Genomic DNA, 20,565 nt, shown 5'->3' with positions numbered 1-20,565 from the left:
TCTATTCAGGTTTCAGGCAGGATCGATGCACGGCCGCCAGGGTTTCCCGTCGCCGTCACCACGTAAGACAGCCACTTGAAGACGAGACCTACCATGCGGATTATTCAAGCGACCCTCGAACACCTCGACCTGCTGACCCCGTTGTTCGTCAAATATCGTGAGTTTTACGGTTCCCTGCCGTATCCGGACTCGTCCCGGGCGTTCCTCGAGAAACGCCTGCGGCGCAAGGAGTCGGTGATCTACCTGGCCCTGGCCGATGACGACAACAACAAACTGATGGGTTTCTGTCAGTTGTATCCCAGCTTTTCGTCTCTTTCGCTTAAACGCGTGTGGATCCTCAACGACATCTACGTCGCCGAAGACGCCCGCCGCCAGTTGGTGGCCGACAACCTGATCCGCACCGCGAAAAAAATGGCCAAGGAAACCAATGCGGTGCGCATGCGCGTTTCCACCAGCAGCAACAACGAAGTCGCGCAGAAAACCTACGAATCCATCGGGTTCAGGGAAGACACCGAGTTCAAGAACTACGTGTTGCCGATCAGTGAGGAGCTGTAAGCACTGGGGCTTTGTGGCGAGGGGGCTTGCCCCCGCTCGGCGGCGCAGCCGTCGTAAAACCTGAGCATGCGGTGTATCTCTGAAAAACCGTGACTACCTGGTTTAGGGGTCGCTTCGCAACCCAACGGGGGCAAGCCCCCTTGCCACAAAGATTGTGCAATGCCAACAGGCCTATGATCGTTCCATCGACATCCCCCGCTACAAACTCGAGGCGTTTTTCACTTCTCTCCCCGTATAATGCCCATTCTTCCGGCTCGTAAGAAAAATCACACTTAGCTGTAGTCTTACGCGAAGCCATCCGCACAGGCCTGCAGAGTCGGGCCATCACCACAGGTGCTTTCCATGGATTTCAACCCGATCGACCTTATCCTGCATCTCGATGTTTACCTCGACCTGCTGGTAACTAACTACGGGGCATGGATTTACGCCATTCTGTTTCTGGTGATCTTCTGCGAAACCGGTCTGGTGGTGATGCCGTTCCTGCCGGGCGATTCCCTGCTGTTCATCGCCGGCGCCGTGGCGGCCGGTGGCGGCATGGACCCGGTGCTGCTGGGCGGCCTGCTGATGCTGGCGGCAATTCTCGGCGACAGCACCAACTACATAATCGGCCGCACCGCCGGCGAAAAGCTGTTCAGCAACCCGAACTCGAAAATATTCCGCCGCGACTACCTGCAACAAACCCACGACTTCTACGACAAGCACGGCGGCAAAACCGTGACCCTGGCGCGTTTCATGCCAATCATCCGTACCTTTGCCCCGTTCGTCGCCGGTGTCGGCAAAATGCCCTACCCGCGTTTCTTTGCCTTCAGTGTTCTCGGAACCATCCTCTGGGTGGGCGGCCTGGTCACCCTCGGTTACTTCTTCGGCAACGTACCGTTCATCAAGAAAAACCTGTCGCTGCTGGTAGTGGGCATCATCCTGCTGTCGCTGCTGCCGATGATCATCAGCGTGATCCGCAGCCGCCTCGGGCATGCCGCGTCCAAAGCCGAACCCCGCTGACTCACGATGTGGTCCCTTAGCGCCTGGCGACGCCGGCGCACCTTGGCCAGGCATCCGATTGCCGATGACATGTGGCAACGGGTGCGCCATCACCTGAGCTTTCTCGATGGCATCAGCGCAGCCGAAGACCAGTGGCTGCGGGAAGCCTGCGTGCTGTTCCTGCAAGACAAACACCTGACCGCCCTGCCCGGCGTCGAGCTTCACCAGGAGCAACGCCTGCTGCTCGCCGCCCAGGCCCAATTGCCGCTGCTGCATCTGGGCGATCTGAACTGGTATCAGGGCTTTCACGAAATCATCCTCTACCCCGACGATTTCCTCAGCCCCCAGCGCCATCGCGATGCCAGCGGCGTCGAACACGAATGGGACGGCGAACACAGCGGCGAAGCCTGGCAGCAAGGCCCGATCATCCTCGCCTGGCCTGGCGTGATGGCCAGTGGTGGCTGGGAAGGCTACAACCTGGTGATCCACGAACTCGCGCACAAACTCGACATGCTCAACGGCGACGCCAATGGCTTGCCACCGCTGCATACCGATATGCGCGTCAGCGACTGGGCCAGAATCATGCAAGAAGCCTATGACGACCTCGACCGGCAACTGGACCGCAACCCGGACGCCGAAACCGCCATCGACCCCTACGCAGCGGAAAACCCCGCCGAGTTCTTCGCCGTCACCAGCGAATACTTCTTCAGCGCACCGGACTTGCTGCATGAGGCATATCCACAGGTTTATCAGCAGCTGAAGTTGTTTTATCGGCAGGATCCGCTGGCCCGGCTACGGCAACTTCTGGCTGAAAACCCGGTCTATCAGGCACACGACTAAGGTCTACACGACCTCTGGCGCATGGCAACGGTGGCAGAATATGCCTATAATCGCCGCCACTTTTTGGTCAATCCGGCCAAGTTTTTCTGGTCAACTAACGGGGGCACCGCCCAATGAGCTACAGCAAGATTCCGGCTGGCAAAGACCTGCCGAACGACATCTACGTCGCGATCGAGATCCCGGCCAACCACGCGCCGATCAAATACGAAATCGACAAAGACAGCGATTGCCTGTTCGTTGACCGTTTCATGGCCACCCCGATGTTCTACCCGGCCAACTACGGTTACATTCCCAACACCCTGGCCGACGACGGTGACCCCCTCGACGTGCTGGTCGTGACCCCTTACCCGGTAGCCCCAGGCTCGGTAATCCGCGCGCGTCCAGTCGGCATCCTGAACATGACCGACGACGGCGGCGGTGACGCCAAAGTGATCGCGGTTCCACACGACAAGCTGTCCCAGCTGTACGTCGACGTGAAGGAATACACCGATCTGCCTCCGCTGCTGATTCAGCAGATCGAGCACTTCTTCGCGAACTACAAAGATCTCGAAAAAGGCAAGTGGGTGAAGATCGAAGGCTGGGCCGGCGCAGATGCCGCCCGCGACGCGATCACCAAGTCGGTTGCTGCCTATAAAGGCTGAGAAGCCGCGGTAAGCTGCTAGCTGCGACGTTTGAAGAAGAACCCCGGTTGATCCGGGGTTTTTTGTGCGCGCTTGCAAAGCCTCTTTTAAACCGGTCGCTTAACGCTTGGGTGCATTGGTTTTTTCTCGTTTAATTTCCACTAAAAGCGCCTTACATCCAGTCTTAAATTTCCCTCGAAATTTGAACGGATCGTTTATTCAAACCCCCGTCCTGCGCCAGTAGACTCGTGTTTATGAAAAAGAACACTAGCGGCCCACGGTTTAAAGCACTCCTTGAAGCAGCGAAAATCACAACCACTGGATTTGCCGCTTTCTTCGACACGGAAGCGCAAAATATCCACAACTGGTACACCCGAGGTGTGCCCGCCTACCGCATGGAAGAGGTCGCCAGACTACTGTCTGTAAACAGCGACTGGCTGAAAACCGGCGAAGGCCCGAAAGAGTCCTCACGCCTGCGCGTACTCGACGAGTCCGGCAACACCTTCGACGCCCAGGCCATCCGCGGCATCTACACGGTGATCGAGCCCATCGACGTCGAATTGCCCTTCTATAAAGAAACAGCCACCGCCCCGGGCTCCAACAAAACTCACGTCGTCAAAGACCCCAGCCAATCCATCCGCCTGCCTCGCAGCCACCTGGACTCCCTGGAAATTAAGCACGCTGACGCTATCTGTACCCATATGATCGGCAACAGCATGGGCGAAAAGATTGAAGATGGCTCGACGCTTGCGATCGACCGTGGGCTGACTCAGGTTATTGATGGGGAAATTTATGCGATCGAGCATGACGGGATGCTGCGCATCAAATACCTGCACCGGATGCCGGGGAATGCGTTGCGATTGCGCAGCTATAACAAAGCCGAGTATCCCGACGAGATCTTCAGTGCCGAGCAGATCGACAAGCAAAACATCAGGGTATTGGGGTGGGTATTCTGGTGGTCGACGCTCAACAAACGCCGGCCGTCGGTGCCCTTCCTGTAAGCGTTAAAAGATCGCAGCCTGCGGCAGCTCCTCGGGGGGATAGGAAAATGCAGACCCCTGTAGGAGCTGCCGAAGGCTGCGATTCTGGCAATCAACCCGAAACCCAACTGCCCGGTCCTACAGAAACTCTCCTGCCAACAAATACCCCATCGCTCTACCCGGCACTTCCCGCTGGGAATTCCTCAAAAAAATCAGTATGCTGCGCCCCACATTTGCGCATCGACCCTTCTTCAGGCTCAGATCGCACCGACAAGGCAGATGACTTTCTCGCCAAGTCCCACAGCCGGACGCAAGATCCGGGTGTACGTTTTGAAGGCTGGCGCGGTTTACCAAAAATAAACCAAGCCAGTCCCCCGAGAAGCCGGCCACAAGCCGGCTTTTTAATGTCTAAAAAATAATCCTGAATTCACTTTGACCGCATTGAACTGCGGCCAACCCACATGTTGCGCGATTCAGTCGCAGCCGCACGTGAGGCGACACGCTGTCCGACAACTGGACGGTGAGCCGAATAGGCGTCATATTCGGCTCACTATATGAGCCGAATAGCATTTTTAATCGGCTCACTCATTCCAGGTTTCCAAAGCCACCGCAACCCGTCATCTGGCCGAACTGCTGGAGAAGGGCTGCCTGAAACGCCTGCCCGGCGGCGGGCGCAGTACTCGATATCAAATCAGCTATCCCGATGACTCAACAGATTAATCATGATCGATACAGTCCCGTGACGAGGGGGGCTTGTCGGAACGCCGCATCGCCCCGTTCGGCTGCGAAGCAGTCGCAAATTGCTGGATTCGGTACACCTGAAGAAACGCGGTGTCTGGTTTAGGGGCCGCTCCGCGCCCCAGCGGGAGCAAGCTCCCTCGCCACAGGGTGTGTTTTCACCCGGAAACTGTGGTGTCAAAGGCCCCGCTCATTTGCCCATAACCCCTATGTCTGCTAGTGTCGCGCCGGTTTAACGTCAACCGGAAATAGCCGCCATGGCCCGCAAAAAAGCTGCACTGGATTTCGAACAATCCCTCGCTGACCTGCAAACGCTGGTGGAGCGTCTGGAGAACGGCGAATTGTCGCTGGAAGACTCGCTGACCGCTTTTGAGCAGGGCATCGGGCTGACTCGCGATTGCCAGGCGGCATTGGCTCAGGCCGAGCAGAAGGTTCAAGTGCTGCTTGAGCGTGATGGTGAGCTGGCCGAGGAACCCTTCGACGCGGATCAGCCAGAATGATTGCGGCGTATTCGGCCACCAGCCAGGCTCGCGTCAACGCGGCACTGGAAACCCTGTTCAACCCGCCGACCCCCGAGCTCGCACGCCTCTACGAAGCCATGCGCTACAGCGTGATGAACGGCGGCAAGCGCGTGCGTCCATTGCTGGCCTACGCCGCGTGTGAGGCGTTGGGCGGCAAGGCCGAGCAAGCCAACGGCGCGGCCTGTGCGGTTGAACTGATCCACGCCTATTCGCTGGTGCACGATGATTTGCCGGCCATGGACGACGACGATCTGCGTCGCGGCCAGCCAACTACGCATAAAAAATTCGATGAAGCCTGCGCAATCCTCGCCGGTGACGGTTTGCAGAGCCTGGCCTTCAGCGCCCTGCTCGACCCGCGCCTGAACAGTTGCGACGCCGAAACCCGTCTGCAGATGGTCAGCGCCCTGGCGTTGGCGGCGGGCCCGGCGGGCATGGTCGGCGGGCAAGCCATCGATCTGGGCTCGGTGGGTCTGAAGCTCGATCAAAAAGCCCTTGAATACATGCACCGGCACAAGACCGGCGCGCTGATCGAAGTCAGCGTCAAGCTCGGCGCCCTGGCCAGCGGTCATGCCGCGAAGGACGAACTGAAGTCCCTGCAGAGTTATGCACAGGCCATTGGCCTGGCATTTCAGGTCCAGGACGACATTCTCGACGTTGAAAGTGACACCGAAACCCTCGGCAAACGCCAAGGCGCCGATATCGCTAGGGACAAGCCGACCTATCCGGCACTGCTCGGTCTCGACGCGGCCAAGGCCTACGCCTTGGAACTGCGCGATCAGGCCCTGCACGCGCTGCGACCGTTTGACGCGGCGGCTGAGCCATTGCGCGATCTGGCCCGGTACATCGTCGATCGCCGCAGCTGACGGCGTATCCGCCAAAAAAAACCAACGCGTGGGCAGGGGGCGATGCATCAGGTAAACTGCCGCATCTTTTATACCTATAACGATTCGCCTGATGCCCACGACGTTTCATGAGATTCCCCGCAAGCGCCCGACCACGCCCCTGCTCGACCGTGCCAACACGCCGGACGGCTTGCGCCGGTTAGGCGAAGCCGAGCTGGAAACCCTGGCTGATGAGTTGCGCCTGGAATTGCTCTACACGGTCGGTCAGACCGGTGGGCATTTCGGTGCCGGCCTGGGTGTCATCGAGCTGACCATCGCGTTGCATTACGTCTTCGACACCCCGGATGACCGGTTGGTGTGGGACGTGGGTCATCAGGCCTACCCGCACAAAATCCTCACCGGCCGTCGCGAGCGCATGAGCACCCTGCGCCAGAAGGACGGCGTTGCCGCCTTCCCGCGTCGTTCCGAGAGCGAGTACGACACCTTTGGCGTCGGCCACTCCAGCACCTCGATCAGCGCAGCGCTGGGCATGGCGATTGCTGCCCGCCTGCAACACAGTGATCGCAAGGCGATCGCGGTGATCGGCGACGGCGCACTGACCGCCGGCATGGCCTTCGAGGCGCTGAACCACGCGCCGGAAGTGGACGCCAACATGCTGGTGATCCTCAACGACAACGACATGTCGATTTCGCGCAACGTCGGCGGGCTGTCGAACTATCTGGCGAAAATCCTTTCCAGCCGCACTTACGCGAGCATGCGCGAAGGCAGCAAAAAGGTCCTGTCCCGCCTGCCCGGCGCCTGGGAAATCGCCCGTCGTACCGAAGAATACGCCAAAGGCATGCTGGTTCCCGGCACGCTGTTCGAAGAGCTGGGCTGGAATTACATCGGCCCGATCGATGGCCACGACCTGCCGACCCTGATCGCCACCCTGCGCAACATGCGCGATCTGAAAGGCCCGCAATTCCTGCACGTGGTCACCAAAAAAGGCAAAGGCTTCGCTCCGGCGGAAGTCGACCCGATCGGTTACCACGCCATCACCAAACTCGAACCCCTGGACGCCCCGGCCAACCCGCCGAAGAAAGCCGGCGGGCCGAAGTATTCCGGTGTGTTCGGTGAATGGCTGTGCGACATGGCCGCGGTCGATCCGCGCCTGGTCGGGATTACCCCGGCGATGAAGGAAGGCTCCGACCTGGTGGCGTTCAGCGAGCGCTTCCCGGAGCGTTATTTCGACGTCGCGATTGCCGAGCAACACGCCGTGACCCTCGCCGCCGGTATGGCCTGCGAAGGCGCAAAACCGGTGGTGGCGATCTATTCGACCTTCCTGCAACGCGCTTACGACCAGCTTGTGCATGATGTGGCGGTGCAAAACCTCGACGTGCTGTTCGCCATCGACCGTGCTGGTCTGGTGGGCGAAGACGGCCCGACGCACGCGGGTAGCTTCGACCTGTCGTTCCTGCGTTGCATCCCCGGCATGCTGGTGATGACCCCGAGCGACGAAAACGAACTGCGAAAAATGCTCAGCACCGGCCACCTGTACGACGGCCCGGCGGCGGTGCGTTATCCGCGCGGCACCGGCCCGAATGCGCCGATCGCGAAAGACCTCGAACCGATTGAAATCGGCAAGGGTGTCGTCCGCCGTCAGGGCAACAAAGTCGCCCTGCTGGTGTTCGGCGTGCAACTGGCCGAGGCACTGAAAGTCGCCGAGAAGCTGGATGCGACCGTGGTCGACATGCGTTTCGTCAAGCCGCTCGACGAAGCACTGGTTCGCGAAATCGCTGGCAGTCACGAACTGCTGGTGACCATCGAAGAGAACGCCATCATGGGCGGTGCCGGTGGCGCGGTCAGTGAGTTCCTCGCCCGCGAAAACATCCTCAAGTCGGTGCTGCACCTGGGCTTGCCGGACATCTACGTCGAGCACGCCAAGCCTGCGCAAATGCTGGCCGAATGCGGACTGGATGAGGCAGGGATCGAAGAAGCGGTGCGTCAGCGCCTGCAACTGCTGAACCTCTAAGACATATACAAAACCTGTGGGAGCGGGCTTGCCCGCGATAGCGGAATGACAGTCGACTTATTCATGGACTGACACTCCGTCATCGCGGGCAAGCCCGCTCCCACAGAGTTTTGTGCAGCCTCAAGAATGTGTTCACTTTAAAGCGCCAACGGATCATCCATGAAACTCTCCCCTTTTGCCCTGGCGCTGGCCCTCCTGCCGGCCGGCCAACTCTTGGCCGACACCTTCGAACGCGACCAAGCCCTGAAACTGCCCGACGTGCTGATCAGCGCCAACCGTCAGGTCGAAGCGCGCAACGACAGCAGCGCCGCCAACACCGTGTTCACCCGCGACGACATCGACCGTCTGCAGCCCAGCAGTGTCACTGACCTGCTGCGCCGGGTACCGGGTGCACAGGTCGGGCAAACCGGCGGGCGCGGCAGTCTGCCGGGGGTCTACATTCGTGGTACCAAGTCGGCGCAAAGTCTGGTGCTGGTCGACGGCCAACGCATCGGCAACTCGACCTCCGGCGACAGCAACCTGCAACACATCAACATCGAACAGGTCGAGCGAGTGGAAGTGCTGCGTGGTTCGCGTTCAGTGATTTACGGCAGCGATGCGATCGGCGGGGTGATCCAGATCTTCACCCGCCGTGGTGGCGAACAGGGCTTGCAACCCCGCATGCACGTGGGGGTTGGCAGCAATCAGACCTGGGAGCGCAGCCTTGGATTGTCTGGCGGCGATGGGCAGACACACTTCAATCTCGGCGCCAGCCTCGATGAAACCGCAGGCATCAATCGCACCCACCAGTCTTGGCCCAGTGATGGCGATCACGATGAATACCGCAATAAGTCGGTCAGCTTAAGCCTGAGTCACGCCCTCACCGATGACATCGAAGTCGGCGCCAATCTGCTGGATAACCAGGGCAAAAGCGCATTCGACAATCCGTTCGGCCGCTTCGATATGAACACCTTTGAATCGGTCCAGCAGCAGCCCTACAGCGAGTTCGCTGTGAGCAGCGTCAGCAGTTACGTCGATGCGCGCATCAACGACGCCTGGAAAACCCGCGTCGAATTCGGCCATAGCGAAAACCGTGAGAAGACGCTCGACAAGCTCAGCGACGAGCGCAGCGTGTTCAACACTTACCGCGATTCGGTGAACTGGCAGAACGACCTGACCCTGGATGAGCGCAACAGCCTGATCCTCGGAGGCGACTGGTACGAAGACCGAATCAACAGCAGCACAGCGTTCGACGAAGACAGCCGCTGGAACCGTGCAGCGTTTATCCAGCATCGCTATCAGGCCGACAGTTTCTCTACCGAACTGGGCCTGCGTCGCGACCAGAACCAGCAGTTCGGCGGCCAGAACAGCTGGAGTGGCACGTTCACGCTGCCGCTGAACCCGGACAACGATGTGCTGTTGACCTACAGCGAAGGCTTCCGCGCGCCGACCTTCAACGACCTGTACTACCCGGACTTCAGCAACCCGGACCTGAAACCCGAGACCTCGAAAAGTTATGAGCTGCAATGGCGCAGTCAGCTGACGCAGAGCAGTCGCCTGGAAGCTTCGCTGTACCGCACCGATCTGCAAGACGCGATTATTTTCGGCAGCAACAACCGCCCGGCGAACGTCGCCTCGGCGCGGATCAACGGTTTTGAAGCGGCCTTGAAACAAGAGCTGTTCGGCTGGCAGAGCAACCTTGGCCTGGCAATCATCGACCCGCGGGATCGCGACAGCGGCCACACCCTCGCCCGTCGTGCACGGCGGACGTTGAGCCTGGACCTGGATCGGCAGTTCGACCGACTCGGCCTCGGTGCCAGTTGGCAAGCGGTGAGCAGCAGTTATGACGACGAGAACAACCAGCAGCCGTTAGGCGGGTATGCGTTGTTGGGGTTGCGCAGCAGTTGGGCGCTGAATCGCGAGATCAAGCTGGAATTGAAGGTCGATAACCTGCTGGACAAGGGCTACGCCGGGCGTTGTACAGCCATGATGGCAGTCAGTATGGGTATCGCGAGGAAGGCCGGGCATGGATGTTCGGGGTGACCTGGACGCCGGATATTTGAAGCCATCACCCGATCACTGTGGCGAGGGAGCTTGCTCCCGCTCGGTTGCGTAGCAGCCGCAATCCAAGCTGACTCGGTCCACCTGAAAAGAACTCGTCGGCAGATTTTGGGGCCGCTTCGCAGCCCAACGGGAGCAAGCTCCCTCGCCACAGGTTAGAGGTCCGGCGCGATTAGCTGGCACAACTTGGCAGTCGCTTCGATCATCTGCCCACTCGGCCGCTCCAGGCCTTTGTCCGTCACCAGCAGCAATTGCCCCCGCGCCACCGCCGTTACCTGAGGCCAGCTCTTCCACGCATCGAGCTGCGCCTGATCACTGGCCAGAATCACCTCGGGATTGCGCTGCAACACCGCCTCCACACTGACCTGCGGTGCAGGCTGCGTCAGGTCGGCAAACACATTGCGCGCCCCGCACACCGCTAGAGCATCGCTGATGATCTGCCCGCCGCCCACGGTGTACAAGGGCCGGTCCCAGAGTTGGTAAAACACCCGTAACGGTTCATCCCTCCGATAACGCTGGCGCAGGGAATCGAGTCGTTGACGCAGATTTTCGGCCAATGAAACGCCACGCTCCGGTCTTCCGAGCTGCGTAGCGATCACTTCAATCTGGGCGGTAAGTTGTTCGAGGTTGTGGGGTTCGGCGACATAGGTGGGAATGTTCAGCCGTTTGAGCTGCTCACGCTGGGCCGGCCCCACACTGCCCGGCCACAACAGCAATAGATCGGGCTTGAGGCTGAGCAGTCGTTCCATGTCCAACTGGCCGTAGTTGCCAACGGAAGGAATGTCTTTGAGCTCAGCGGGACGTTCGCCGGCATCCAGCACACCGACCAGAAGGTCAGCCGAGTTCAGCTCCACGACGATCTCAGAAAGCGACGGCGCCAGACTGACGACCCGTTCAACCGCAGCCGCCGAACCGCTGACAGCCAGCAGCAACACTGCCAGCCAGATGCTGCGCATCAGCCGAGTTGACGCGGGATACGGTAGAGGTAGAACAGCACCGTGGTCGACAGCGCCAGCAGCACCAATGGAACGGCTTCAAGACCGACGAATACCGCCAGCGCACCAATCCAGGCGGGCAGGCCGGCGACCAGAAACGCAGCACGGCGTTTCGCGGCCAGGGCAATCCAGGCGCTGGGTTCTTCAGGAGTGTCGAGGGCTTTCTGGGTAGCGATCAGTGCGTGCTTGTAACCGCCAAAGAACTTCAGGCTGACAAACATCGACGCCACACCGGCGATAAACAATGGCATCGCCAGTACCGGCAAAATCGCCTCGCTCTGGCCGAATACACCATTGACCACGAACAGCGGCACCAAAGCCAGCGCCAGGTATTGCCACCAATTGACGGACAGTCGCCGCCGTACCTGACCGCGGGTCACGCCCGGTCAACCTCACCCTGATGCTCGTTGCCCATCATATGGTCGAGCTTGCTCGCCTTGGTGGCCAGATAGAGTTTGTTGTGTGGGTTGTGCCCAGTGTGCAACGGCACGCGCTCGGCAACCACGATGCCCATGTCGGTCAAGGCTTTGACCTTGCGTGGGTTGTTGGTCATCAGACGCAGGGACTTCACGCCCAGGTGCTCCAGCATCGGCAGGCACATGGCGTAGTCGCGCTGGTCGGCGGCAAAACCCAGACGCTCGTTGGCTTCAACGGTGTCTGCACCGCCGTCCTGCAATTCATAGGCGCGGATCTTGTTCAGCAGGCCAATGCCGCGACCTTCCTGACGCAAGTAGAGCAACACGCCACGGCCTTCACGGGCGATTGCCTGCAGGGCTGCCTCGAGTTGCGAACCGCAGTCGCAACGCTGGCTGAACAAGGCATCGCCGGTCAGGCATTCGGAGTGCAACCGGCCGAGTACCGGAGCACCGTCGGCAAACTCACCCAGGCTCAGTACGACGTGCTCGCGCCCGTTCTCTTCGTCGAGAAAGCCATGCATCGTGAATTGCGCAAAAGGCGTTGGCAGCTTGGAAGCGGCGACAAAAACGACAGGCACCGGTGTGCTCCTGATCTATAAGTACTGAAGATTCGCAGAGGCGGCATTGTAACAGCACGTTCCTACAGACGCTTAGGCTGAATTATGGGGCATAACGATCAAAAAGTTTGATCAAGAGGCCAAGCCAACAACCCTGTGGGAGCGGGCTTGCTCGCGAAGACGGTTCCACATTCAAAATCATTGTGACTGTCACACCGCTTTCGCGAGCAAGCCCGCTCCCACATTCACCGTACTTATTCTGTGTCAAACGGGTACGGCTGCTTCCACTTCGCGAAAATCGGTTTCAGCTGGCCGTTTTTTACCAGCACTTCCATGCGCTGATCGAACAGCGCCATCAACGTGCGAGCCCGAGGTGTATCGGCGAAGCACAGGTAAAGCGGTAATTCCGCGATATGCGTGCGGCGAAACTGCGACGTGTCCGTGACTCGGCTAAGGACGTAATCGACTTCGGTCAGTGCATCGATGTAATAGTCGGCGCGATTGTGGGTCAGCATGGACGCAATTCCCGTCCGCCGCACGACTTCGTTATAGCGCTGCACATTGGGTAGATAAGCCTGATATTTGTAGCCGCGTACCCAGGCCAATCGGTAGCGGCCCAAGGTATCCAGGGTCGGCGCTGGATTGCTGGCCAAGCCCAAGGCGTAGATGTGGTCGGTATCGAAATTCCATCGTGGATAAAGCAGGTCGCTCGCCTCCTCCCGATAAGAACCGACACAAGCGTCCACTTCCCCACGCTGGGCCAAGCCCATGGCGCGCGTATAAGGTTCGGTTCGAATATCCAGTTTTACGCCCGCCGGCTCGAAGACTTTGCGTAACACCTCCCAGCCCAAACCCTGACCATCGGCGGCGGTAAAGTCTTCCCAGGCTTCGCTGGCGAGGTGAATCACGGAGGGCGTCGTCGGTGCATCCTCCGCCCGGGCGAGCGAGCAAAACACCGCGAAAACCATCAGCAGCAACCCGCGTCGCGCTATCCCCGGCTCTCTCACTTGGCGCCTCAGACGAAAAACCACACCAGCCCTTGCATCGCCAACCACGCAAATACGCCTGCCAGCACGTCGTCGAGCATGATCCCGACCCCACCGTGCACATGCCGGTCGATCCAGTGAATCGGCCAGGGCTTGAGGATGTCGAAGAAGCGGAACATCAGGAACCCCGCCAGCAACCAATACCAGCCTTCCGGTACCAGCCACAGGGTGATCCACATCCCGACCATTTCGTCCCAGACGATGCCTTCATGGTCGTGCACGCGCAAATCATCGGCGACCTTGCCGCACAGCCAGAAGCCGAACAGCATGGTGATGCCGAGCATCAGCCAATACCCCCAATCGGGCAGCATCTGCCACAACGGAATGAAGGGTAACGCCACTAACGAACCCCAGGTGCCCGGCGCTTTTGGCAGGGTGCCCGAGCCGAAGCCGAACGCCAGAAAATGCCAAGGGTTGCGCCAGACCGACGGCGGTACGAACTCCGCCGGGACCTGTTTGGGATGATCTGTCACGGTGTCTCCCGAAAATGTTGATAACCCCGGATTGACGGGGTGATGTCGTGTCCGTCGGCGTCCAGCAATGTCACGCCCTGCCCTGCAACCACCTGCCCCAGCACATGGATCGGCCAGCCGTCCGCCAGCAATGATGGCAACTCGGCGGGCGGCAAGGTGAAGGCCAGCACGTAATCGTCACCGCCACTGAGGGCGGCTTGCTCAGCGCCAGACTGACCAAGGAAGGCCAGCAGCGCCTTCGACAACGGCAGCTTACTGCGCTCCACCTGAACCCCGACTTTCGATGCCAGGGCAATATGCCCACAGTCGGCGAGCAGGCCGTCGGAGATATCCAGCGCCGCAGTGGCTCTGCCGCGCAACGCCATGCCCAGACCCAGCTGCGGTTGTGGCGACCAGTAATGAGCCCGCAACGGATCAGCGATGGCCGCGTCAGCCATTCGCTGACCGAGCACCAACGGCAATGCACCCGCGCCATTCCCCAACTCACCGCCCACGCAGAGCAAGTCGCCCGGCTGTGCGCCGCTGCGGGTCAACGCCAGGCCGGCCGGCACCCGACCGAACACGGTCATGGTCAGGCTCAACGGCCCGCGGGTGGTATCTCCCCCCACCAGCGCCACAGCGCAATTTTGCGCCATGAGGTTCAAACCACGGGCGAAGGCTTCCAGCCAATCGGTGGTCACCGTCGGCAAGGTCAGGGCAAGGGTAAAGGCAATGGGAGCGGCGCCCATGGCGGCCAGATCACTGACAGCCACAGCCAGCGAGCGCTGACCGAGCAGAAACGGGTCACAGGGGTCTGCGAAATGCACACCGGCCACGAGCGTGTCGGTGGAAATCGCCAACTGCTCCCCGGGGGGAACAGCCAGCAAGGCGCAGTCGTCGCCGATCCCCAGAGCAACGCCTTCGCCGCCCTGCGCACAAGGCGCGGCGGCGAAGAAATTGCGGATCAGCTCAAACTCGCCCATCAGGTATCCTGTCTCACCAATGCTGTTCCTTTTTTAGCGGCGTCTGTTGTCGCCAGTCTGCGTTGCCGCTCCTCGCCATAGCCAGCTATGACTCGTCGCGGCGCCTTGTCTGACAACAACAGCCACTCGCCAAAAAAGGAACGCATCGGCGAGACAGGACACTGCTTCAAGCGCCGATCAGCGCTTGAACGCCTTCACTTCAGCTTCACGCAGACGCGGGGCCAGCTTGTCGAGCACGCCGTTGACGAACTTGTGGCCGTCGGTGGAACCGAAGACCTTGGCCAGTTCGATACCTTCGTTGATCACAACGCGGTACGGCACATCAACGCGCTCGAGCAGTTCCCAGGTGGACAGGCGCAGAACCGCCAGTTCAACCGGGTCCAGCTCTTCGATGGTGATGTCCAGGCATGGCGCCAGTGCGGCGTCGATCCGGTCCTTCTGAGCCGGAACCCCATGCAGGATTTCACGGAAGTAGGCGCCGTCGACATCGCTGAAATCGTTATCGACCCGAAATTGCGCTTCGATCTCGTTCAGCGACTGCTTGGCCATGTGCCATTGGTACAGCGCCTGAGTCGCGAGCTGACGGGCTTCGCGACGCTTGACGCTTTTCGATGGCTTGCCGGCATCCGCAGGCTTTGGATCGCGCGGGTTGAAACGATCACTTTCGTCGCTAATCACTTGGCCTCCAACTGCGCCAGCAGGCTGACCATTTCCAGAGCGGACAGGGCAGCTTCAGCACCTTTGTTACCGGCCTTGGTGCCGGAACGTTCGATGGCTTGTTCGATGGAATCAACGGTCAGTACGCCGAAAGCGACCGGTACGCCGAATTCCATGGACACCTGGGCCAGGCCCTTGGTGCATTCGCCCGCCACGTATTCGAAGTGCGGAGTACCGCCACGAATGACTGCGCCCAGGGCGATGATTGCCGCGAACTCGCCCTTCTGAGCGACTTTCTGCGCAACCAGCGGGATTTCGAAGGCGCCAGGCGCACGGATGATGGTGATGTCGCTTTCGCTCACGCCATGGCGAACCAGGGCATCAACTGCACCGCTGACCAGGCTTTCAACGACGAAGCTGTTGAAACGGCCCACTACCAAAGCGTAGCGGCCTTTAGGGGCGATGAAGGTACCTTCGATGGTCTTCAGGGTCATTCGTTAGATCTCTTAAAGAGCCGGGACGCGTTTTCTACGCGTCCCTCAGTGATGTGTTAACCGCGAATACAGGCCCGCAAATTGCCGGTCATTATTCGGAGGGCACGTATTCTACAACTTCCAGATCGAAACCGGATATCGCATTAAATTTCATCGGCGCACTCATCAGGCGCATTTTGCGCACGCCCAGGTCGCGAAGGATCTGTGAACCCGCACCGACGATGCTGTAGGTGGTCGGTTTTTTCACTGCGCTGTGATCCGCGGTTTCGCGGATATGCGCCAGCAATACGTCGCCATCGAGCGGGTGACCGAGCAACAGCACCACGCCACTGCCAGCCTCGGCAACCGCAGCCATGGCGGCGCGCAGGCTCCAGCGGCCCGGTTGTTTGACCATCAACAGGTCACGCAGCGGGTCCATGTTGTGAACCCGGACCAGCGTCGGCTCTTCAGCACACACGGTGCCCAGGGTCAGGGCCATGTGCACGTCGCCTTCTACCGAATCACGATAGGTCACCAGGTTGAACTGGCCCAGTTCGCTGTCCAGCGGCTGCTCGGCAATCCGCTGAACGGTACGTTCGTGGATCATCCGGTAGTGAATCAGGTCGGCGATGGTGCCGATCTTGATGTTGTGTTCGGCGGCAAACGCTTCGAGTTCGGCGCGACGGGACATGGTGCCGTCATCGTTCATCACTTCGCAGATCACACCGCTCGGCTCGAAACCGGCCATGCGCGCCAGGTCGCAGGCAGCTTCAGTGTGACCGGCGCGGGCCAGCGTACCGCCGGCCTGGGCCATCAGCGGGAAGATGTGGCCGGGGCTGACGATGTCTTCAGCCTTGGCGTCTTTGGCAGCAGCGGCTTGCACGGTGCGCGCACGGTCGGCCGCGGAGATACCGGTGGTCACACCTTCGGCGGCTTCGATGGACACGGTGAACTTGGTGCCGAAACCGGAACCGTTGCGTGGCGCCATCAACGGCAGCTTGAGCAGTTCGCAGCGTTCGCGGCTCATCGGCATGCAGATCAGGCCACGAGCGTGCTTGGCCATGAAGTTGATGTGTTCAGGCTGGCAGCACTCGGCGGCCATGATCAGGTCGCCTTCGTTCTCGCGGTCTTCGTCATCCATGAGGATGACCATCTTGCCTTGGCGGATGTCTTCAACCAGTTCTTCGATGCTATTGAGCGCCACAAGGCACCCCCCTTCTTTCGAAATTTGAGCTTCAGGATTTGAGGTAGCCGTTTTGGGCCAGAAAGCTTTCGGTGATGTTACTGGACGGCCTTTGCGAAGAGTCAGACTCTGCGGCTTTATCGCCTAAAAGCAGGCGCTCCAGATAACGTGCCAGCAAATCAACTTCAAGATTCACCCGGCGACCTGGCTGGTAAGACGCCATGATGGTTTCGCTCAGGGTGTGCGGAATGATGGTCAGCAAGAACTCGGCGCCATCGACTGCGTTCACGGTCAGGCTGGTGCCGTCGACGGTGATCGAGCCTTTATGGGCGATGTACTTGGCCAGGTCTTTCGGCGCGCGGATGCGGAATTCCACAGCGCGGGCATTTTCGGTACGGGCAACCACTTCGCCCACGCCATCGACGTGACCACTGACCAGATGTCCACCGAGACGGGTGGTCGGGGTCAGGGCTTTTTCCAGATTCACCGGGCTGCCGCTTTTGAGATCATTCATGGCGGTGCAGTCGAGGGTTTCGCGACTGACGTCCGCCGCAAAGCCATTGCCCGGCAATTCAACCGCCGTCAGGCACACGCCATTGACGGCAATGCTGTCGCCCAGTTTGACGTCGCTCAGGTCGAGCTTGCCGGTTTCTACGTAAACCCGCACATCTCCGCCTTTTGGGGTCAATGCACGAATACTGCCGATGGATTCGATGATGCCGGTAAACATGGAGTCCTCCTCGAGAACAGAGCCAGCGCTAGAGCAATGGCCGGGAATTATACGCTCGCCGATGGCACAGGGATGGCAGTGACTCGCCAGTCATCGCCAACCGCACGGATTTCGGTGATTTTGAGCTCGGGCGCGTCTTTCATCTGCGCCAGCGGCCAGTCCAGCAACGGCCGTCCCGTGGAACCGAGAAACTTGCCAGCAATGAAGATCTGAAACTCATCCACCAGCCCGAGCTGGGCAAACGCGCCAGCCAGTCGGGGGCCGGCCTCGACCAGCACATCATTGACGCCACGGTTGGCGAGTTCGACCAGTAACCGATGCAGATCGACCTGGCCATCGTCGCCCGGTACGATCAGGCATTCCGGGCCGTTGGCGTACTGTTCTTCCACCGCGACACACGTGGCGACCAGTGCCGGACCGGCCTTGAAGAACGGTGCATTCAGCGGCACCCGCAGGCGACCGTCGATCAGCACGCGAAGCGGCGGACGGCTCATGGCCAACGCGGTCTGCTCGGCGTCCAGACCCAACTCGTCGGCACGTACGGTCAAACGCGCGTTGTCCGCCAGTACCGTGTCGGCGCCGGTCAGTACCACGCTGGCCTGGGCGCGCAAACGCTGTACCACCGAACGCGCCGCCGGACCGGTGATCCACTGGCTCTCGCCGCTTTCCATCGCTGTGCGGCCGTCGAGGCTCATCGCCAACTTGACCCGCACGAACGGCAAACCATGTTCCATGCGTTTGAGGAAGCCTTGATTGAGCTTACGCGCCTCGCCTTCCAGCACGCCGCTTTCGGTGGCGATACCGGCCTCGGCCAGACGCTGCAGACCGCGACCGGCGACTTCCGGGTTCGGGTCCTGCATCGCCGCAACGACGCGCGCCACACCGGCATTCACCAATGCATCCGCGCAGGGCGGCGTACGGCCGTGGTGGCTGCAAGGTTCGAGGGTCACGTAAGCCGTGGCGCCTCGCGCCTTGTCGCCAGCGGCGCGCAGGGCGTGGACTTCGGCGTGGGGCTCACCGGTGCGCACATGCCAGCCTTCGCCGACAATCTGCCCGTCACGCACCACCACGCAGCCAACCCGGGGGTTGGGATGCGTCGTGTAATGACCTTTGCGCGCCAGTTCCAGGGCCCGGGCCATGTAATGCGCGTCGAGGATGGCTTGTTCGGGGGAGGTGGTCATTCTTTCACCGGCTCACGGGCGAGGCGATCGATCTCTTCGCGGAACTCGTTGAGGTCCTGGAAGCGTCGGTACACCGAAGCGAAGCGGATATAGGCGACTTCATCAAGCTTCTTCAGCTCGGCCATCACCAGTTCGCCGACCACGAGGGATTTGACCTCGCGTTCGCCGGTGGCGCGCAGCTTGTGTTTGATGTGCACCAGCGACGATTCGAGGCGCTCGACACTCACCGGGCGCTTCTCCAGCGCCCGCTGCATACCGGCACGGAGTTTTTCTTCGTCGAACGGCTGGCGACTGCCGTCGGTTTTGATCAGGCGCGGCAACACCAGTTCAGCGGTTTCGAACGTCGTGAAACGTTCGCCGCAGGCCAGGCATTCACGCCGGCGGCGCACCTGTTCGCCCTCGGCGACCAGACGCGAGTCGATGACCTTGGTGTCGTTGGCACCGCAGAAGGGACAGTGCATGGTGGCAGGCAACAAAAAATGGGAGGGCCATGGTAGCGCATCCCCGTGGCAAGACAAGCCATAGGGTTTGCGGTATACAGACTGGCTGTCTATGGATTTCATTTGCTGGAGCCGCCAATGCCGTTACGACCGCTCGTTTTGCTCAGTCTTTTCAGCCTGCTAGTGGCCTGTGGCAGCGATGCGCCCAAATCCCAGCCGCCGACACCAGGCCCTGCACCGCAACAGGCGCAGAAGAAAGCCAAGGCGGCGGCCGAGCTCGGTCCGCTGCCGGCGCATCAACGTGAATTGAGCGGCACTCTGCAGGGCGTGCCGGCCGGTGCCGAAGTCGAACTGGCGTTGCTGGTGATCGACGAAAAGGATCGTCCGCAACTATTGCTCGCCAGTTCCAGCCTGATCGGTACCAATCAAGTGTTGCCGTTTCGCCTGCGTTTCAACCCCGAGTCCTTTCCGGCCGGTGCCCGCGTCGAGCTTCGTGGCCGCGCCAGCCAGTCCGGACAGTTGATTCTGCATCTGCCGGCGCAAATGATCACACAGCCAACCACCCAGGCATTGGGTCAGCTGCAATTCGTCAAAGCGCCATGATTGCACCGCTCGACCTGCAACAGGCGTTGGGTGAACTGCTTGGCGATGCACAGCTTGTAGCCTGTGAGTTACCCGGCACCGAACTGAAACTCTGGCTGATCGACGGCGACAATATGGATCGCGCCTTCAGCCCGGAAGAAACCCGGCGCATTCTTCACGAACCGCCGTATTGGAGTTTCTGCTGGGCCAGTGGGCTGGCCGTGGCTCGCTATCTCGCCGAGCACCCGCAATGGGTCGAAGGTAAACGGGTGCTGGATTTCGGCGCCGGCTCAGGGGTCGCCGGGATTGCGGCGGTGAAAGCCGGGGCACTGGAAGTGGTGGCCTGTGACCTGGATCCGTTGGCGATTGCCGCGTGTCGGGCAAATGCCGAACTCAATGGCGTGCAGCTCAGCTACTCGACGGACTTTTTCAACGAGGCCGATCGGTTTGATCTGATTCTGGTGGCCGACGTGTTGTACGACCGGGCAAACCTGCCGTTGCTCGACGAGTTTCTCAGCCGTGGCCGGGAAGCGTTGGTGGCGGATTCGCGGGTGCGCGATTTTCGCCATCCGTTGTATCGGCGCATCGAGATGCTGGAGGCGATGACCTTGCCGGATCTGGCCGAACCCGAAGAGTTTCGGCATGTGAGCCTCTATCACGCGCGGCGTGGCTAGGTAAAAGCTTCGCGGGCAAGCCTCGCTCCTACAGGTCCGCACTGATTTCAAGATCGACACCAACCCTGTAG

The 20,565-nt window shown here is 60.3% G+C and carries 22 protein-coding genes and 2 pseudogenes; 12 read left to right on the top strand and 12 right to left on the bottom strand.

What is annotated here, in order from left to right:
• Nucleotides 1-93: 93 nt before the first annotated feature.
• The 10 genes and pseudogenes from AB7M26_RS09015 (at nt 94) to AB7M26_RS08970 (ending at nt 10,127) form a co-directional block, all read left to right on the top strand.
• A complete protein-coding gene (locus AB7M26_RS09015; protein ID WP_095633937.1) occupies nt 94-555 on the top strand; it encodes a GNAT family N-acetyltransferase in 462 nt (153 codons plus the stop codon).
• Nucleotides 556-897: 342 nt separating this feature from the next.
• Nucleotides 898-1,554: a DedA family protein gene (locus AB7M26_RS09010; RefSeq protein ID WP_008070178.1), complete on the top strand. Its 657-nt coding sequence runs from the start codon at nt 898-900 to the stop codon at nt 1,552-1,554.
• 6 nt (nt 1,555-1,560) lie between these two features.
• Nucleotides 1,561-2,373 carry a M90 family metallopeptidase gene (locus AB7M26_RS09005; protein ID WP_123498522.1) on the top strand — a complete coding sequence of 271 codons (813 nt, stop codon included), beginning with the start codon at nt 1,561-1,563 and terminating at the stop codon, nt 2,371-2,373.
• 113 nt (nt 2,374-2,486) lie between these two features.
• On the top strand, nt 2,487-3,014 hold the full coding sequence (gene ppa, locus AB7M26_RS09000) for an inorganic diphosphatase (protein ID WP_008052339.1): 528 nt from the start codon (nt 2,487-2,489) through the stop codon (nt 3,012-3,014).
• A 233-nt stretch (nt 3,015-3,247) separates the two neighbouring features.
• Complete coding sequence (locus AB7M26_RS08995) at nt 3,248-3,994, top strand: S24 family peptidase (protein ID WP_429375181.1); 747 nt, start codon at nt 3,248-3,250, stop codon at nt 3,992-3,994.
• 570 nt (nt 3,995-4,564) lie between these two features.
• Nucleotides 4,565-4,693: pseudogene (locus tag AB7M26_RS08990) on the top strand (DUF4172 domain-containing protein); the annotation flags it as partial.
• A gap of 275 nt (nt 4,694-4,968) precedes the next feature.
• A complete protein-coding gene (locus AB7M26_RS08985) occupies nt 4,969-5,211 on the top strand; it encodes an exodeoxyribonuclease VII small subunit (RefSeq protein ID WP_007894317.1) in 243 nt (80 codons plus the stop codon).
• Complete coding sequence (gene ispA, locus AB7M26_RS08980) at nt 5,208-6,095, top strand: (2E,6E)-farnesyl diphosphate synthase (RefSeq protein ID WP_123498520.1); 888 nt, start codon at nt 5,208-5,210, stop codon at nt 6,093-6,095. Before AB7M26_RS08985 ends, ispA begins: the two co-directional genes overlap by 4 nt.
• 91 nt (nt 6,096-6,186) lie before the next feature.
• A complete protein-coding gene (gene dxs, locus AB7M26_RS08975) occupies nt 6,187-8,085 on the top strand; it encodes a 1-deoxy-D-xylulose-5-phosphate synthase (RefSeq protein WP_123498518.1) in 1,899 nt (632 codons plus the stop codon).
• A gap of 159 nt (nt 8,086-8,244) precedes the next feature.
• Nucleotides 8,245-10,127, top strand: a pseudogene (locus AB7M26_RS08970) (TonB-dependent receptor domain-containing protein).
• Nucleotides 10,128-10,280: 153 nt separating this feature from the next.
• On the opposite strand, the gene AB7M26_RS08965 reads toward AB7M26_RS08970, so the two are convergent.
• From AB7M26_RS08965 to nrdR, 12 genes are all read right to left on the bottom strand, one after another.
• The gene (locus AB7M26_RS08965; RefSeq protein ID WP_123498514.1) at nt 10,281-11,081 is read right to left on the bottom strand and encodes a cobalamin-binding protein; all 801 of its coding nucleotides are present in this window, start codon (nt 11,079-11,081) and stop codon (nt 10,281-10,283) included.
• Nucleotides 11,081-11,500 (bottom strand): MFS transporter, encoded by a 420-nt coding sequence (locus AB7M26_RS08960; RefSeq protein ID WP_123498512.1) that lies wholly within the window; start codon nt 11,498-11,500, stop codon nt 11,081-11,083. Before AB7M26_RS08960 ends, AB7M26_RS08965 begins: the two co-directional genes overlap by 1 nt.
• Complete coding sequence (gene ribA, locus AB7M26_RS08955; protein ID WP_007906827.1) at nt 11,497-12,114, bottom strand: GTP cyclohydrolase II; 618 nt, start codon at nt 12,112-12,114, stop codon at nt 11,497-11,499. Before ribA ends, AB7M26_RS08960 begins: the two co-directional genes overlap by 4 nt.
• Before the next feature lie 233 nt (nt 12,115-12,347).
• Entirely contained in the window at nt 12,348-13,061 is a 714-nt protein-coding gene (locus tag AB7M26_RS08950) for a substrate-binding periplasmic protein (protein WP_185022182.1), read from the bottom strand.
• 47 nt (nt 13,062-13,108) lie between these two features.
• Nucleotides 13,109-13,612, bottom strand: a complete 504-nt coding sequence (locus tag AB7M26_RS08945) for a phosphatidylglycerophosphatase A family protein (protein WP_008073949.1) — start codon at nt 13,610-13,612, stop codon at nt 13,109-13,111.
• On the bottom strand, nt 13,609-14,574 hold the full coding sequence (gene thiL, locus AB7M26_RS08940) for a thiamine-phosphate kinase (RefSeq protein ID WP_123498510.1): 966 nt from the start codon (nt 14,572-14,574) through the stop codon (nt 13,609-13,611). Before thiL ends, AB7M26_RS08945 begins: the two co-directional genes overlap by 4 nt.
• A gap of 177 nt (nt 14,575-14,751) precedes the next feature.
• Entirely contained in the window at nt 14,752-15,252 is a 501-nt protein-coding gene (gene nusB, locus AB7M26_RS08935; RefSeq protein WP_007906833.1) for a transcription antitermination factor NusB, read from the bottom strand.
• The gene (ribH, locus tag AB7M26_RS08930) at nt 15,249-15,725 is read right to left on the bottom strand and encodes a 6,7-dimethyl-8-ribityllumazine synthase (RefSeq protein ID WP_003228649.1); all 477 of its coding nucleotides are present in this window, start codon (nt 15,723-15,725) and stop codon (nt 15,249-15,251) included. The genes nusB and ribH overlap by 4 nt, the downstream gene beginning before the upstream one ends.
• 91 nt (nt 15,726-15,816) lie before the next feature.
• Nucleotides 15,817-16,908 (bottom strand): bifunctional 3,4-dihydroxy-2-butanone-4-phosphate synthase/GTP cyclohydrolase II, encoded by a 1,092-nt coding sequence (gene ribBA / locus AB7M26_RS08925; protein ID WP_007906834.1) that lies wholly within the window; start codon nt 16,906-16,908, stop codon nt 15,817-15,819.
• A gap of 31 nt (nt 16,909-16,939) precedes the next feature.
• Nucleotides 16,940-17,617: a riboflavin synthase gene (locus AB7M26_RS08920; RefSeq protein ID WP_123498508.1), complete on the bottom strand. Its 678-nt coding sequence runs from the start codon at nt 17,615-17,617 to the stop codon at nt 16,940-16,942.
• 47 nt (nt 17,618-17,664) lie between these two features.
• Nucleotides 17,665-18,798, bottom strand: a complete 1,134-nt coding sequence (ribD, locus tag AB7M26_RS08915) for a bifunctional diaminohydroxyphosphoribosylaminopyrimidine deaminase/5-amino-6-(5-phosphoribosylamino)uracil reductase RibD (protein WP_123498506.1) — start codon at nt 18,796-18,798, stop codon at nt 17,665-17,667.
• Nucleotides 18,795-19,259, bottom strand: a complete 465-nt coding sequence (gene nrdR, locus AB7M26_RS08910; protein WP_007906838.1) for a transcriptional regulator NrdR — start codon at nt 19,257-19,259, stop codon at nt 18,795-18,797. The genes ribD and nrdR overlap by 4 nt, the downstream gene beginning before the upstream one ends.
• 117 nt (nt 19,260-19,376) lie before the next feature.
• On the opposite strand from nrdR, the gene AB7M26_RS08905 reads away from it, so the two are divergent.
• Both AB7M26_RS08905 and AB7M26_RS08900 read left to right on the top strand, forming a co-directional pair.
• Nucleotides 19,377-19,841, top strand: coding sequence for a YbaY family lipoprotein (locus AB7M26_RS08905; protein ID WP_123498502.1), 465 nt, complete (start codon nt 19,377-19,379; stop codon nt 19,839-19,841).
• Nucleotides 19,838-20,494 (top strand): class I SAM-dependent methyltransferase, encoded by a 657-nt coding sequence (locus AB7M26_RS08900; RefSeq protein WP_123498500.1) that lies wholly within the window; start codon nt 19,838-19,840, stop codon nt 20,492-20,494. The genes AB7M26_RS08905 and AB7M26_RS08900 overlap by 4 nt, the downstream gene beginning before the upstream one ends.
• The last annotated feature ends 71 nt before the right edge of the window (nt 20,495-20,565 follow it).

The organism is Pseudomonas sp. F-14 TE3482 (assembly GCF_053629455.1).
This window is presented reverse-complemented; position numbering and strand designations above follow the sequence as displayed.